Here is a 13,968-nt window from a genome sequence, read left to right on the forward strand (position 1 = left end):
ATCTTTGACGCATGTCCACAAACCCACTTCGCCATGCCCTGGCCCGCATGGGCGGCCGAGATCCCCACGAGAAGCACCGCACGGCCACTCCGCTGGAGCTGTTTTTCGACCTGACGTTTGTCATTGCCTTCGGGGTTGCCGGCAGCCAGTTCGCCCATGCTGTTGCAGAGGCGCATTTCTGGCCAGGACTCCTGGCGTTCGCGTTCGCCATGTTTGCCGTGATCTGGGCCTGGATAAACTTCACCTGGTTCGCGAGCGCCTACGACACCGACGACTGGGTGTTCCGTGTGGTCACCATGGTCCAAATGGTGGGTGTGCTGATCCTGGCCATGGGCATAGAGCCGGTATTCCACTCCATCATCGAAGGCAAGCACGTGGACAACGTGACCATGGTGCTGGGCTACATCATCATGCGTGTCGCCTTGATCTTCCAGTGGCTGCGCGCCGCCCGCCAGGATCCTGCCCGCCGAGAAACGTGTTTGCGGTATGCAAAATACGTCGCACTGGTACAAGTGGGGTGGGTCGCAGTCCTCTTGATCGATGCGAGCATCGCCACTACCTTCCTCATGGCAGCCCCGTTGTTCATCCTGGAGATGGCGGCGCCATACTTCGCAGAACGGAAGATCCGTACCCCTTGGCATGCCCATCACATCGCCGAACGGTACGGTCTACTGGCCATTATTGCCCTGGGCGAGTGCCTGATCGGCGCCATTGAAACGCTTCGCGCAATCGTTGCCCTCCACGGCTGGACCTTGGATGCTGCGCTGGTTGGTTTGAGCGGGACGGGCCTGGCCTTCGCCCTGTGGTGGATTTACTTCATCCTGCCCTCAGGTCCTGCCCTCCACGTACAGCGGCACCGCTCGTGGATCTTCGGCTACGGGCACCTCCCCCTTTTCGCAGCTATCGCAGCAACCGGCGCCGGACTTCACGTTGCCGCCTACTTCATCGATCATGAGGCACACATCCCGGCGGCTGGCGCGGTCGCCTCGATCGCCATCCCTGTCATCCTGTTCAAGGTCTCGCTGACTACGCTCTACAGCATTATGCTCGGCCCGGACCGGGAGCTTCTCTGGAGCTCAGCGCTGGTGGTGATCGCTTTGGCGGGAAGCATCGCCATGGCGGCAGCGGGCGCGTCCGTACCCCTCTGCATGTTGGAAATGATGGTGGTGCTTGGGCTCTCGATCATTTTCGATGAACGCCGTGGACACAAGGGACGGGCAGCAGCCCTGCGTCGGCTGGAGGCGGCGGCGGGCTGAGGGTGCACGGATGGAGTCGGTACGTTCGTGCCGGTTTTTCACAGGAATGCCTTGATTTGCCGCTGTTTCCGGGTGCAAACTTGGGGAATCGGCACGTTCGTACCGATTCACGAAGTGGGAGGACCTCATGCCAGCCAACAGCCTCATGGCAACTCTCGGTTCTGAAGTCCGCGCCCGCCGCGCCTCATTGAGCCTGAGCCAGCAGGACGTCGCCGATCTCGCGGGCGTCTCCGAACGGTTCGTCCGGTTCGTGGAAACAGGCAAGAGCACAGTCCAGCTTGAGCCCCTTGTGGCAGTGCTGGACACCCTCGGCCTGGAACTTTCCCTCCAACAAGCCGGTAGGCCTGGCGCTTCCTGGACAGCTTCCGAGCCAGCACAATGACCTTCCACCGCATCGCCGACGTCTACAAACGGGGCATCCTCGCGGCGCGCCTCGAACGGCATGAGGGCGGCACCAAGTTCAGCTACCTTCCGAAGTACCTCGACGCCGGCCTACCCGCCGTGGCAACGACGCTCCCTGTGAGCGCCGAGCCTGTTTTCACGCCGAGCGGCGCAGTACCGCCCTACTTCACCGGCCTGCTGCCTGAGGGCCGGCGGCTCAACTCCCTGCGGCGCAGTGTCAAGGCGAGCGCCGACGACGAACTCGCCCTCCTCATGGCAGCGGGCGGCGACGCAGTGGGCGACGTCCAGACGGTCCCCCACGGCGAGGCACTGGCGGAAGGGGGCGCCGCCGTCGTGCTTGATTCAAAACTGCCGCTGGACTTCGATGCGTTGCTGGGCGATTCCGGATTGATCGATCCCGTGGCGCTGGCGGGTGTGCAGGACAAGTTGTCTGCCGGGATGATTTCACTGCCCGTGGCGCAGGCTGGCAAGCGGTACATCCTTAAGCTCAACGCCCCGGAGTTCCCCTCTGTGGTGGAAAACGAGTTCCTGATGTTCCGTTATGCGCGCCGGCTGCGGATTCCGGTGAGCAACGTGCAGTTGGTGCACGACGTCGGTGGCAGGGCCGGTCTCCTGGTGGAGCGTTTTGATCGGGTCACCGCAGCCGACGGCTCGCCTCTGCGGCTGGCGGTGGAGGACGGCGCCCAGATCCTGGGGCTGTACCCCGCGGACAAGTACAGTGTTCCGTTCAGCGAGGTCTGCGCGGCGCTGGCCGGGCATTGCCCTGCCCGCCTTCCAGCACTGCGGAATCTGGTCATCCAACTCGCCTTTGCCTGGCTGACGGGGAACGGGGATCTGCACGCCAAGAACGTTTCCATGGTGGAGGCGCCCGGGGTTCTTGGCGCGCGCGAATTCACCATCGCCCCGGTCTACGACATTCCCTCCACAGTGGTTTACGGCGACAAGACGCTCGCGTTGGCCGTCGGCGGGAAGAAGACCGGTATCTCCCGAAAGCACTTCCTCGCCTGGGCCGCGAAGCTTGGGCTGACTGAACGGGCGGCATTGCATTCGGTAGACATCGCCCTCAAAGCAACCGGCTCCTTGATCAGCGACCTCGACGGCGGCGCCTCGCCCTTCGCGGCGAGGCAAACCAAGGAGTGGACCAAGGAGCTCAAGCATCGTCGGCGCCTGATGGAGGGCTGACTCCCGGGTTACCCAGGAACGATTTCGTCGAGCTCCGGAAGCAGATACGGGTTCACCCGCTGCAGGATCAGCGCCACTTCATCACGCGGCACGGCCCGGTAGAGCACCGGTCGGGCGTCGGCGTAGCGCGTCATGGGCGGCTTGTCGGGCCATTTCTCCGCCAGTGCCTGGACGCGTTCCGGCAGGGAATTGTGGGCATTATCGGCGATTTTGACCAAGGTGGCGTCGTGGTCCTCGGCCACAAACCGGATTCCTGCTTCATAATCGTCGGGGTCATCGTGGAAGCGGCGGGTGACACGTTCGATGATGGCGAGGGCGCGATCGGACACTCCCATGTCCAACAGGGCTTGCCGCGTGATGGGAGTATCCTCGGCGATGTCGTGAAGGTAGCCCGCAATCCGGATGTCCTCGTCAAAGTCGGCGAGCGCGTCCCCCACCGCCAGGACATGCTCCCGATAAGGGCGCTTGAGCTTGTCCTTTTGGCGGTTGTGGGCCACCTCGGCGAGTATCTTCGCCGTCTCAACGGTGAAGCGTGGTTCGGTCATGCGGGCCTCCGGATTGATGTAGGCACCGAACAGGAATCGGACCTCTCTTCAGGCTATCCGTAAAGTCCCTCGCAGCGCCTACCCAGGCACTGGCACTACTCCTGAACAGGTCCTACTCCTGAACGGCGCGGGCGGCGATGCCTACTGCGAGCGCCCTCGGCACGCGCTGCGCCAGACCGGCGGCGATCCGGTTGGCCCAGCCGGACACGACACTTGCCGGCGTTCCGGGGCGGTCCAGCGCTTTGAGCGCTGTTTGCACAACCTGCGCCGAAGTTTGCATGCGGCCAACTGCAGCCGATTCGCTGCCAAGGACATCGAAGAACTCGGTGCGGGTGGCGCCCGGGCAGAGAGCGAGTACACGAAGTCCTGAACTCTTGACCTCGTGGGCGACGGCCTCGGTAAAGCTGAGGACGAACGCCTTCGTGGCACCATAGACGGCCATGCCGGGGATGGGCTGGAAAGCGGCTGTGCTGGCGACATTCAACAGGGCGCCCTTGCCCGAAGAGAGCATGGCTGGCAGGAAGGCCCGGGTGATATCCACCAGGGCAGCCACATTGAGTGCGATCTCGGAAGCGATGACTTCCGGATCTTCCTCTACCAAGGGAGAGCGTGTTCCGAACCCGGCATTGTTGATGAGGGTGTCCACGGTGATTCCGCGCTTGGCCATTTCGTCCACGAGTTCGGCGCCAACACCGGCCCGGCCCAGGTCCATGGGAAGCACTGTGACGGCTACGCCATGCTCGGAGCGCAATTTCCCGGCCAGTTCTTCGAGACGGTCTGCCCGGCGGGCTACGAGGACCAGGTTGGAACCTCGAGCGGCAAAGCGGCTCGCGAATTCAGCGCCAAGCCCGGAGCTGGCGCCTGTGATCAATGCGGTAGTACCCGAATAGGTCATGGTCATGGCAAGTCCAATCTGTAAGCGCCGGCTCCGGATGAAGCCCGCTGACTCGATGTAGTCAATGCCAACATCGTAGGCACTGTCTACATTGTTGTCAATGACTACTTCTCCGCTAGACTATCGGTATGACGGACCAGCCCTACCACCACGGCAAGCTGCGCGAGGCCTTACTGGAGCGCGCCATGGAAACCATTGAGCAAGCCGGCGTCGACGGACTCTCCCTCAGGCAGCTGGCCAGGGACCTCAATGTCAGCCATGGGGCCCCGGCCAAACATTTCCGCGACAAGCAATCCCTCATCGACGCCTTGGCGTTGGCTGGGTTCGAATCAATGAACCATCGGATCCTCGCTGCCTCCCAGGCCGGAGATGACCTTCGTCAGCGCTTCGCAAGCGTGGCCACTGCCTATGTGGACTTCGCAGTCACCCACCCGGCGCTCTTGACCGTCATGTATTCCACCAAGCATCACCCCGGGTCCAGCACCGAGTTGCGGAACATCGGCGAGCAAGGAATCCATGTAGCCCGCGCCCTCATTGCGGAGGCACAGGATGATGGGGCCTTGGCCCCGGGCGACACCGAAACCCTGGCAATGGTGTGCTTCGTGAGCTTGCATGGCGCCGCGCTCCTGGCAGCAGGCAAGCAACTGGACGGCAACAGTGTTGAGGACGTTGTTGCTGCCACTACTGACACCCTGTGGGCCGGCATGGCGGCGGGAGTTCCAGCCGCGCAGCTCTCACAGACAGCGGGCGCCTGACCAGCCTGATGAGGGCCAGCCAGCCTGAGGGCCGGCCAGCCTGAGGGCCAGCGAGCGTGAGGGCGCAGGCAGGACTACGAAAGCCCTGCAATTGCCTCCCGGACGGCTGAACTGAGCAGGAGGTTGCGGCATCCAACTCCTCCCGGCTCGGCCTGTTGCGGGACGTATCCAAAGCCAAGTTCATACACCGGGTCCGCGAACCCCAAAGCCGCGCTGGCGCCGTCGTGCCCGAACGCGCGGTAGCTGCCGAAGGGCATGCGGCTGTGGGGCTTCATGAAGACAGTGGCAAAGCAACCGGCCTCGCCGAAGACGCGATCAATTCCGAACACTTGCTCAGCGGAAACCCTGCGGATGGTCTCCTCCGTCAGGAAGGGTGCGACGGCGTCCTGACCGCCGGCGGCCAACCCCGTTACCGCCGCAGCGTAGATCCTGGCCATCCCCTCAGCGCTGGAGACGCCTGCAACCGAACTCATACCCGCGGCGCGGACCTCGAGGATGTTCGGAAGATCCAGGATGTCGCCCTCTGCAGCATTGGCTGACAATCCGAAGTGGCTGGCGGGGTCTACCCAGGGCCAGGTGGGGTCGGCCGCCCAGCGGAAAGGCGCGAAGCGTTCTTCCTCAGCATCCGGTAGGCCAAGGTAGAAGTGGGCACCGGTGACGGAGCGGATGCGCTGTTCGAAGACCTCCTGGAGCCTGGAACCCGTGATTCGACGGCACAGCTCCTCCATGAAAATGCCGATTGTCAGGGCGTGGTAGCCGAACGCCGCACCGGGCTTCCACAGGGGCGGAAGTTTGGCGAGCTTCGCGGCCGCGAGTTCGGAATTGTTGACTTCCTCAAGGCTCACGCCGCCCTCGACGCCCAACAGACCGGCCTGGTGCGAAAGGAGTTGGGAAACAGTGACGGAGGCCTTCCCTTCAACACCGAACTCCGGCCAATATTTGACCACTTCCGCGTCGGGATCCAGCTCGCCGTCTTGAGCGAGCAGAGCCATAACAAGGCCTGCCATGCCCTTGGAGCACGAGAAAACACCTGTCACTGAATCTGCACGAGTATGGGGCCCGCCGCTGATATCCAGCACCTTGACACCCCGATGGTACGCCGCCAGCTGGGCGGAATATTCAGGGTCTTGTTCGAGGAAAGTTTCGAAGAGCCCGGCTACGGATTCGAACCCTGGGGCGATCACCTGTGAATGCATCCAGACAGCCTACTTGGCCTGCCTTCAGCTCTTGGGCGTTTTCCACACCCAGGGCTCCCTTGGCAGCCTTTCGGGGTCGAATTCGGGCACCGCATCCTGCAAGGAACCTGCCGGCAATCCCAACGACTCAAGGAGGAGGTCGCGCACGCGCACCGCTGAAACCCCGACGGCGGCGAGGTCGCCAAGCGTCACCGCACCGTCGCGCTTTGCCAGCCTCACGCCGTCGTGGTTTACAACCAGCGGAACGTGGGCATATTCCAGCACTGGCAAGCCCAACAGGGTGGCCAAGTACGCCTGCCGCGGAGTGGACGGAAGGAGGTCATCGCCCCTGACCACCTGGTCGATTCCCTGGGCGGCATCGTCTACTACAACTGCCAGGTTGTAGGCCGTGACGCCATCATTGCGACGCAGTACAAAGTCATCCACCACACCCACGTAGTGTCCGTGCAACTGGTCCTCAACAGCCCACTCAGCGACGTCCGACCGGAGGCGGATCGAGGCCGGACGCGACGCCCGGCGGATCTCGCGCTCGGCCTCGGACAGCCTGCGGCACGTCCCCGGATACGCGCCTTGTGGAGAGTGCGGCGCAGACGGCGCTTCCTGGATTTCGCGGCGCGTGCAGAAGCATTCGTAGGTGCGGCCCTGGGCAGTCAGGCGGCCAATTGCGTCCTCGTACAGCGGCCCGCGCTCAGTCTGACGTACGACGTCGGCGTCCCAACTGACGCCGACGGCCTTCAGGTCGCGGAGCTGCTCAGCTTCCGCGCCGGACCGGGCACGGTCCAGGTCCTCAACACGGAGCAGGAAGTCGCGGCCAGTCGATTTGGCGAAGAGCCAGGCGAGGATCGCCGTCCGGAGATTGCCTACATGCAGTTCCCCGGAAGGACTCGGGGCGAAGCGGCCTGCAGACGTCATGATCCAAGCCTATGCGTACGGGCACAACACAAGAGCCCCTCAGCTACCGCAACGATCCGGTGGCTCAGGGGCTCTTGCTGTGCTGCCCGTCAGGACGGGCGGGTGCAGAATGACAATGCTGTGAACAAGAGTCAATCAGCGGCTGCTTCCTTGCGGGAAACCTGTACAGGGGTCCGGGTGGTGTTCCAGGTGCCTGCTGCCTGCGGGATCCGGCGGTAGCCTCGCCCTGCTTCGTTGTCACCATTTCAACAGTACGCATACAGTAGGTGCAATAGACATGGCATTAAGTGGTCGATCTGACTAATCACAGTTGAATTTGTAGACAGGAAGTGGTCATTTTGCAGGAACTCGATGCGACAGACCGTAGGATCATCGCCGCACTCGATGAGGATCCCCGCGTCCCCATCATGGTCCTTGCCCAGAAACTTCACCTGGCGCGCGGCACGGTCCAGTCGCGGCTGGAGCGGATGACGGCATCGGGCGCATTGCGCGCCAACAGCAGCCGCGTGCTGCCCTCGGCACTTGGCCGGGGTGTGGCCGCCGCTGTCAGCGCCGAACTCGATCAAAGCCACCTCAACGAAGCCATCGCGGCGCTACGGGAGATCCCTGAGGTACTCGAATGCCATGCACCCGCGGGCGATACCGACCTCATCATCAGGGTGGTTGCCAAGAGCCCGGATGACCTCTACCGCGTCTCGGAGGAAATCAGGCTCTGCCCGGGAATCGTGCGTACATCCACCAGCATGTTCCTACGCGAAGTGATTCCCTACCGGACTACCGGGCTGCTGAAGGAGTAGCGCTCAGACCGGCGGTCCGATATTGGTCTTCAGGTTCTTCATCACCAACGTTGAAGTGAGTCGCTCAACAGCCGGGAGGGCTGCGAGTTCGTCGTCATAGAAGCGTTGATAGGCAGGGAGGTCGGCCGCGATGACCTTCAACAAATAGTCCGGCGAGCCGAACAGCCGCTGCGCCTCCACAATGTTGGGGCTTGCCGTCACGCGCTCCTCAAACTCCGCCATGATGGTGCGCTCCACCTGCCGGAGCGTGACGAACACAATTGCCTCGAATCCGAGCCCCACCGCTGCTGGATCGACGTCCGCGCGATACCCGCGGATAACTCCCGAAGCCTCCAGATCCCGGAGCCGGCGATGGCACGGAGCAACCGTCAATCCCACCTTCGATGCCAAGGCAGTGGCGGTCATTCGGCCATCCTCTTGAAGGTGGCGCAAAATACTTCTGTCAATGTGGTCAATCACGCAATGATCTTACCCAGATTGAAGGTTTTGGGGATAAATAAGGGAACACTTATCGGGCGATTTTCCCTAGAGTTTTCCTACCACTAACCCCCTGGAGAGATCGTGAACCCACAGCTGTTCCTCGCCTTCATGCTCGTCGCAGTCTCATTGGCCTGCACCCCCGGCGTCGACTGGGCTTACTCGATCTCGGCTGGACTTCGCCAGCGCAGCTTCGTGCCCGCTGTCGCCGGGTTATGCAGCGGATACGTGATTCACACCGTGCTCATGACGGCAGGTATGGCAGCCCTGCTGGCGGGAGTGCCAGGCCTGCTGGGGTGGCTCACGGTTGCCGGCGCCGCGTACCTGTTGTGGCTTGGCTTCGGGACCATCCGTTCCTGGCGAGGGGCCAGCTTTAGTGCGGAAGGCGCCGTCGTGCAGTCCGGAAACCAGCTCCGCACGTTCTTCCAAGGCATGGGCACCAGCGGCATCAACCCCAAAGGCCTGCTGTTCTTTGTGGCGCTGGTGCCGCAATTCGTCAGCCCGGAAGCCGCACTGCCTGTTCCTGTTCAGTCCGGGTTGCTCGGATTAACGTTCGTGATCCTCGCCGGCCTGGTGTACACCGGGGTCGCGCTGACCTCGCGGAAACTGCTCGCTTCACGTCCAGGCGCTGCACGCGTGGTGACGCTGGCAAGCGGGATCATCATGATCGGGCTGGGAGCAGTGCTGTTGACGGAGCAACTCCTTCCCATCCTGGTAAGCCGGGCCTAGCCGGCAAGTACCTCATCGAGTCGCTCGTACCCTTCGATCACGCCGTAATTCATGCCTGTGGCGAGGGCCATGTCACGCGCTTCCACCGATGGGTAGACCTCGTGGACGACGATCCTGGTGCGACCGTCAATTTCCTCGAACCTGGTGGTGCTGATGCCCACTTGGCCAGGGGCACCGTCGAATTCGAAGGTCATGATGATCAGCTCGTCGGTGTCCACGGTGTGGAAGACCCCGCGGAATCCGTACATCGCGTTTTCGTGGCCACTTTCGTAGTGCCAGCTGCCGCCCGTGGTGGCGTTGTATTCGGTGACGTTCAGTATCGCGTCCCGCGGACCAAGCCACTTGGCCAGGAGATCCGGGTCCACGTGGGCCTTGAATACCGCGCTGACTGGCGCATCGAATTCACGGACAGTATCGACGAACGGAACGCCGTCATCAGCAGTGATTGCTGTTGGATTGCTCATTTCAATTCCTCTTCATCTTGTTGTTGTGACCCCTGGAGGACCCCGGGGCCGGACTCGACCAGGAGTTCGTCGAGCTGCCGGAAGCGACGCTCGGCGATCAGTCGATATTGGTCTATCCACGCCGTCAGCTCTTCGAGGGCAGCTGCATCCAGGTGCACGGGCCTGCGTTGGGCATCACGGGACCGGGTCACCAGCCCTGCGTGCTCCAGGACCTGGATGTGTTTTGAGACAGCCTGCTTGGTGATCGCGAAGGGCTCCGCCAATTCGTTGACCGTTGCGTCTCCCCGGGACAGCCGGGCAACGATTCCCCGCCTGACGGGATCAGCAAGGGCCATGAAGGCCTTGTCCAGAGCGTCTGGATCCATAACCCTGCGCGACCTTTCTTTGTCAACCAAATGCTTTATCAATCACTTGGTTGATTACAAGACTACGCTCGCATCAGGGCGTGCACAATGCCTTATTCCCCGCTTAGCTGCCTGAAGTCGTTCTCCCACAAACGGCGCATCTCGGCGTCCTTGCGGATCACTTCCAAGGCCTCCAGCTCTGCCGGCGGGGCGGGGCGCTTGGACCGGGGAGTCAAGGTCCGGCGGCCCTGGTCCAACGCCAGAAGGGCGCGGTCCGTGAGGGCGTCATTGCGCAAGGCCAGGCTGGTCTTCCTGCGCCGAAGGACCTCCTTCAGCGCCGCCTGGGCCGATTCAAAGTCGCCACGCGCCCGTTGCGATCGAGCCCGGATCAGGAGCAATGCCGCCGAGAGATCATCCGTATTCAACAGCCCCTCCGTACACATCACCACATCCCGGTGCCGGCCCAGCGCAAACGCTGCGGTGCAGCGCGCCAGAGCAGAAGGCAACGACGGCGGCAAACCCACCACAGCTTCCAACGCCGACTCGATCATTCCCATCTCCCGAAGGCAATGGGCCAACGCTAGGAACACGGACTCCTCGCTGAACAAAACCGGGACTTCAATGCGTTCGGCCACCTCAACCCGGGTGACCACCTGCCCAAGGTAGAGAGCCGAGAACTGGCTCGCGTCGTCGTCGATCCTTGTTGTTAAGCCGCGCCGCAACAACTCCGACGCCCGCAGATAGCCGCCGTGTTTGTACGCCAACAGCCCCGCCATCACGTAACACAAGCCCGCCCACCCCGGGTAGACCCGACCCAGGGAGATCAGCCGATCAGGCTCAGTAGAGGTGAAAACGGCCTCGTGCATTGCTTTGGCCTGCTTGGTGGACAGGCGCTTCAAACGGGGAACATCGCCCAGCACGGAAAGGCGGGCAGGATCCCGGCCAGTCAGAACACCGGACAACACTTCGCCCACGCCATCGGCCAATCCACGGACAGTCGTGCGCACATATCCTTCGCGGAAGGGAGTGAGATCCCGGGTGTCATGGAAGATTGATTGGAAATCGCCGTTGGGAGCCTGGCTCATGAACCCATGCTAACTGCCACCTGACTGGCCATTCCCCTGCAATTGGAGGCATTTCAGGAGTATTATGGCGGCGTCGGCAAGGTTTTCCGACACCCTTGCCGCGGGACGGCTCTCCATGAGAAGAGCCGTGTAACTGCGTGAAAGGGAGGACTTCATGACCACCGCTTCGCACCCCACCGAACACCATCATGCGATGGGGTTGACTCTTCACAACACCGCCATGGGCGTTGGCATTGTATTTCTGCTCGTGGGTGTCCTGGGCTTCATCCCGGGTATCACCACCAACTACGGCGCCATGACCTTCGCGGGACATGAATCCGGCGCCATGCTGCTTGGTGTGTTCCAAGTATCCATTCTCCACAACATCGTCCATCTGCTGTTTGGCGTAGCCGGTTTGGCCATGGCCAGGACAGCACGCATGGCTCGCCTCTTCCTCATTGGTGGCGGCGCCGTATATCTCGTTCTGTGGATCTACGGCCTGATCATCAACCAGGAAACGGGCGCCAACTTTGTTCCGTTCAACACCGCTGACAACTGGCTGCACTTTGTTCTTGGCGTAGCCATGATCGGTCTGGGTGCTTGGCTGGGCAGGGATGTCATGGACGAGACAACGGCGGCACGGCGGAGGATGTAACGTCGCGGACGTCGGTTCAACGAACGACGGCGGTCGGACCCTGCGTGGGGACGGTCGCCGTTCTTTTTTGACTCCGCCGAGATGGCATTTAATGCCAATCCTTGGCTCTGGGATTGGCATCAAATGCCATCTCGGCGGGGCTCAGCGTGGTGCGCGCCCACCAAGGCGCGTGGTGACCTTGGCGGCGGCATCGGCGCAAGCTTCACCGAGGCTCGTAAGCGTGTCCTGGGAGACGCGGAACTTTGGTGCGGGGATGAGCACGGACGCCACAATGTTTCCCCTGTGGTCATAGACGGGCGAGGCCACGCCCACTTCCTCGATGGACGTTTCGCCAAAGTTCACCGTCCAGCCGCGCTTCGTCGAGTCCTCCAGGCGCTGCAGGTACGCCTCCACGGCTTCTTCATCGAGGCCCGGAAGAGTGACCGCACCGCTCCTGAGCAGATTCCGGACGCGATCCTTGTCCTCCGCGGCCAGGAAGACCTGAACAGAGGAACTGAGTGCCTCGTTGTAACGCACGCCCAAAGGGGCCAGGTGCTTGACCTGGTGCCGGCTGGGGATCTGCTCCACACTCATGGATTCAGTGCCGTTCCAGACCATGAGGGCGCTGGTCTCCCCGGTTCGCTCGGTCAATTCGCGCAGTACCGGATACGCCACGCGTCGCTCTTCGAGTTCCGCCAGGAGTGGGCCCGCCATGGCGATCATTCCCAGCCCCAAGCGGAACCTGCGCGAATCGACGTCGCGCTCCACCAAATGCTCTTGCTCCAACGTGGCCAGGATGCGGGAGACTGTGCTCTTGTGCAGGCCAATGCGCCCTGCGATTTCAGTGACCCCCAACAGCGGCTCTTCGGCACTGAAACTGCGCAGGACCGCGATGGCGTTGACAATGACCGAGGTACCTTTGGCTTCGCCGTTGCCTGAAACGTCGCTGGATTCCGTGGGAGTCATGGGTTCACTATATTTGGCTGAAGCTCGCGGACAGGGACAGGTTTCGGCCGGTGGACGCCGTGCACTGCGTCCACCGGCCGGATCACCTAGGCTCCGATGATGTTGTACTCGGGGCCGAACGGGAACTTGGTGATGTTCTCCGCTCCGTCTTCACCCACCACCAGGATGTCGTGCTCGCGGTAACCGCCGGCACCCGGCTGTCCGTCCAACACCGTAATCATCGGCTCCATGGAAACCACCATGCCCGGTTCCAGCACTGTATCGATGTCTTCACGAAGTTCAAGGCCTGCTTCGCGTCCGTAGTAGTGGCTCAAGACGCCGAACGAGTGGCCGTAGCCGAACGTGCGGTTGGCCAGGAGCCCGTGACCGATGTAGATCTCGTTGAGCTCGGCGGCGATGTCCTTGCAGACCGCGCCGGGCTTGATGAGTTCCAGGCCCTTCTTGTGGACCTCCACGTTGATGTTCCACAGTTCCAGTGAGCGGGCGTCCGGTTCGCCATAGAACAGGGTGCGTTCCAGTGCCGTGTAGTAGCCGCTTGTCATAGGGAAGCAGTTCAGGGACAGGATGTCGTGTTCCTGGATCTTCCGTGTAGTTGCCCAGTTGTGCGCGCCGTCGGTGTTGATACCGGACTGGAACCAGACCCACGTGTCACGGATTTCGGAGTCCGGGAACGTTCGGGCGATCTCGTGGACCATGGCTTCGGTGCCGATCAGGGCAACCTCGTACTCGGTGATTCCCGCCGTGATGGCGTTGCGGATGGCCTCTCCACCGAGGTCGCCGATGCGGGCGCCGTGCTTGATGACTGCGATTTCTTCGTCCGACTTGATCATGCGCTGGCGCATCGCAGCCTGGGCAACGTCCACCAGCGTGGCCCCGGAGAATGCGGCCTGGATCTTGTTGCGGTTGTCCAGCGGCAGGGAGTCATCCTCGACGCCGATGCGGCGCGGGTTGATGCCGCGGGTGCGCAGGACTTCCTGGATGGCGTGGATGTAGTTGTCCCGGCGCCAGTCCGTGTACACGAGGTTGTCGCCGTAGCTGCGGCGCCAAGGCATACCGGCGTCGATATTTGCCGTAATGGTGACGGTGTCATCCTTGGTGACCACCATGCCGTAGGAGCGGCCGAAATAGGTGAAGAGGAAATCGGAGTAGTACTTGATGGAGTGGTAGCTGGTGAGGATGACGGCGTCGAGGTCTTTCTCGGCCATGATGTTGCGAAGTCCGGCGAGTCGACGCTCGAACTCTGTGTCGGAGAAGGTCAGGGAAACCTTCTCGCCGTTGTTGAGGACTTTGAGTCGATCGAGCTTGGCCACATCGTTGATGGCCTCGTTCTCGGTGATGGTCATGGTGTTC

General features: G+C 62.2%; 17 protein-coding genes. 7 read left to right on the forward strand and 10 right to left on the reverse strand.

The genetic code is table 11. The features are described from left to right. Positions 1-11 precede the first annotated feature (11 nt). From LDN82_RS20430 to LDN82_RS20440, 3 genes are all read left to right on the forward strand, one after another. Positions 12-1,256 (forward strand): low temperature requirement protein A, encoded by a 1,245-nt coding sequence (locus LDN82_RS20430; RefSeq protein WP_224093468.1) that lies wholly within the window; start codon positions 12-14, stop codon positions 1,254-1,256. Positions 1,257-1,383: 127 nt separating this feature from the next. Next, positions 1,384-1,638 (forward strand): helix-turn-helix transcriptional regulator, encoded by a 255-nt coding sequence (locus LDN82_RS20435; RefSeq protein ID WP_224165633.1) that lies wholly within the window; start codon positions 1,384-1,386, stop codon positions 1,636-1,638. After that, complete coding sequence (locus tag LDN82_RS20440) at positions 1,635-2,840, forward strand: HipA domain-containing protein (protein ID WP_224165634.1); 1,206 nt, start codon at positions 1,635-1,637, stop codon at positions 2,838-2,840. Before LDN82_RS20435 ends, LDN82_RS20440 begins: the two co-directional genes overlap by 4 nt. An 8-nt stretch (positions 2,841-2,848) precedes the next feature. On the opposite strand, the gene LDN82_RS20445 is transcribed toward LDN82_RS20440, so the two are convergent. Further along, positions 2,849-3,385, reverse strand: a complete 537-nt coding sequence (locus LDN82_RS20445) for a phosphohydrolase (protein ID WP_224165635.1) — start codon at positions 3,383-3,385, stop codon at positions 2,849-2,851. Positions 3,386-3,497: 112 nt separating this feature from the next. After that, the gene (locus LDN82_RS20450; RefSeq protein ID WP_224165636.1) at positions 3,498-4,286 is read right to left on the reverse strand and encodes an SDR family oxidoreductase; all 789 of its coding nucleotides are present in this window, start codon (positions 4,284-4,286) and stop codon (positions 3,498-3,500) included. Positions 4,287-4,408: 122 nt separating this feature from the next. On the opposite strand from LDN82_RS20450, the gene LDN82_RS20455 reads away from it, so the two are divergent. Further along, entirely contained in the window at positions 4,409-5,035 is a 627-nt protein-coding gene (locus tag LDN82_RS20455) for a TetR/AcrR family transcriptional regulator (RefSeq protein ID WP_224165637.1), read from the forward strand. A gap of 74 nt (positions 5,036-5,109) precedes the next feature. Here the strand turns inward: LDN82_RS20455 and LDN82_RS20460 are convergent, their stop codons facing one another. Next, positions 5,110-6,231, reverse strand: a complete 1,122-nt coding sequence (locus tag LDN82_RS20460) for a serine hydrolase domain-containing protein (RefSeq protein ID WP_224165638.1) — start codon at positions 6,229-6,231, stop codon at positions 5,110-5,112. A gap of 24 nt (positions 6,232-6,255) precedes the next feature. Beyond that, positions 6,256-7,143 (reverse strand): tRNA glutamyl-Q(34) synthetase GluQRS, encoded by an 888-nt coding sequence (gene gluQRS / locus LDN82_RS20465; protein ID WP_224165639.1) that lies wholly within the window; start codon positions 7,141-7,143, stop codon positions 6,256-6,258. A gap of 338 nt (positions 7,144-7,481) precedes the next feature. Between gluQRS and LDN82_RS20470 the strand changes: the two genes are divergently transcribed. After that, a complete protein-coding gene (locus tag LDN82_RS20470; RefSeq protein WP_223937668.1) occupies positions 7,482-7,940 on the forward strand; it encodes an Lrp/AsnC family transcriptional regulator in 459 nt (152 codons plus the stop codon). Between the two features lie 3 nt (positions 7,941-7,943). Here LDN82_RS20470 and LDN82_RS20475 read toward each other — a convergent pair whose 3' ends face one another. Next, a complete protein-coding gene (locus tag LDN82_RS20475) occupies positions 7,944-8,399 on the reverse strand; it encodes an Lrp/AsnC family transcriptional regulator (RefSeq protein ID WP_224165640.1) in 456 nt (151 codons plus the stop codon). 102 nt (positions 8,400-8,501) lie between these two features. Here LDN82_RS20475 and LDN82_RS20480 point away from each other — a divergent pair, with 102 nt between their 5' ends. Beyond that, a complete protein-coding gene (locus LDN82_RS20480) occupies positions 8,502-9,146 on the forward strand; it encodes a LysE family translocator (RefSeq protein WP_224165641.1) in 645 nt (214 codons plus the stop codon). Here the strand turns inward: LDN82_RS20480 and LDN82_RS20485 are convergent. The 3 genes from LDN82_RS20485 to LDN82_RS20495 all read right to left on the reverse strand — a co-directional run bounded on the left by LDN82_RS20485 (position 9,143) and on the right by LDN82_RS20495 (position 11,039). Then, positions 9,143-9,610 (reverse strand): SRPBCC family protein, encoded by a 468-nt coding sequence (locus LDN82_RS20485; protein ID WP_224093456.1) that lies wholly within the window; start codon positions 9,608-9,610, stop codon positions 9,143-9,145. The two genes, LDN82_RS20480 and LDN82_RS20485, sit on opposite strands and share 4 nt — an antisense overlap. Beyond that, positions 9,607-9,975: a metalloregulator ArsR/SmtB family transcription factor gene (locus LDN82_RS20490; RefSeq protein WP_224165642.1), complete on the reverse strand. Its 369-nt coding sequence runs from the start codon at positions 9,973-9,975 to the stop codon at positions 9,607-9,609. Before LDN82_RS20490 ends, LDN82_RS20485 begins: the two co-directional genes overlap by 4 nt. 92 nt (positions 9,976-10,067) lie before the next feature. Further along, a complete protein-coding gene (locus LDN82_RS20495; RefSeq protein ID WP_224093453.1) occupies positions 10,068-11,039 on the reverse strand; it encodes a hypothetical protein in 972 nt (323 codons plus the stop codon). Between the two features lie 154 nt (positions 11,040-11,193). Between LDN82_RS20495 and LDN82_RS20500 the strand changes: the two genes are divergently transcribed. Beyond that, positions 11,194-11,673, forward strand: coding sequence for a DUF4383 domain-containing protein (locus LDN82_RS20500; protein WP_224093452.1), 480 nt, complete (start codon positions 11,194-11,196; stop codon positions 11,671-11,673). A gap of 141 nt (positions 11,674-11,814) precedes the next feature. On the opposite strand, the gene LDN82_RS20505 is transcribed toward LDN82_RS20500, so the two are convergent. Together LDN82_RS20505 and LDN82_RS20510 are read right to left on the reverse strand one after the other, a co-directional pair. Next, positions 11,815-12,618: an IclR family transcriptional regulator gene (locus LDN82_RS20505; protein WP_224165643.1), complete on the reverse strand. Its 804-nt coding sequence runs from the start codon at positions 12,616-12,618 to the stop codon at positions 11,815-11,817. 86 nt (positions 12,619-12,704) lie between these two features. Next, positions 12,705-13,961, reverse strand: coding sequence for an aminopeptidase P family protein (locus LDN82_RS20510; protein WP_224165644.1), 1,257 nt, complete (start codon positions 13,959-13,961; stop codon positions 12,705-12,707). Between the last annotated feature and the right edge of the window lie 7 nt (positions 13,962-13,968).

It is taken from the genome of Arthrobacter sp. StoSoilA2, from assembly GCF_019977195.1.
In the GTDB taxonomy this organism is placed as follows: domain Bacteria; phylum Actinomycetota; class Actinomycetes; order Actinomycetales; family Micrococcaceae; genus Arthrobacter.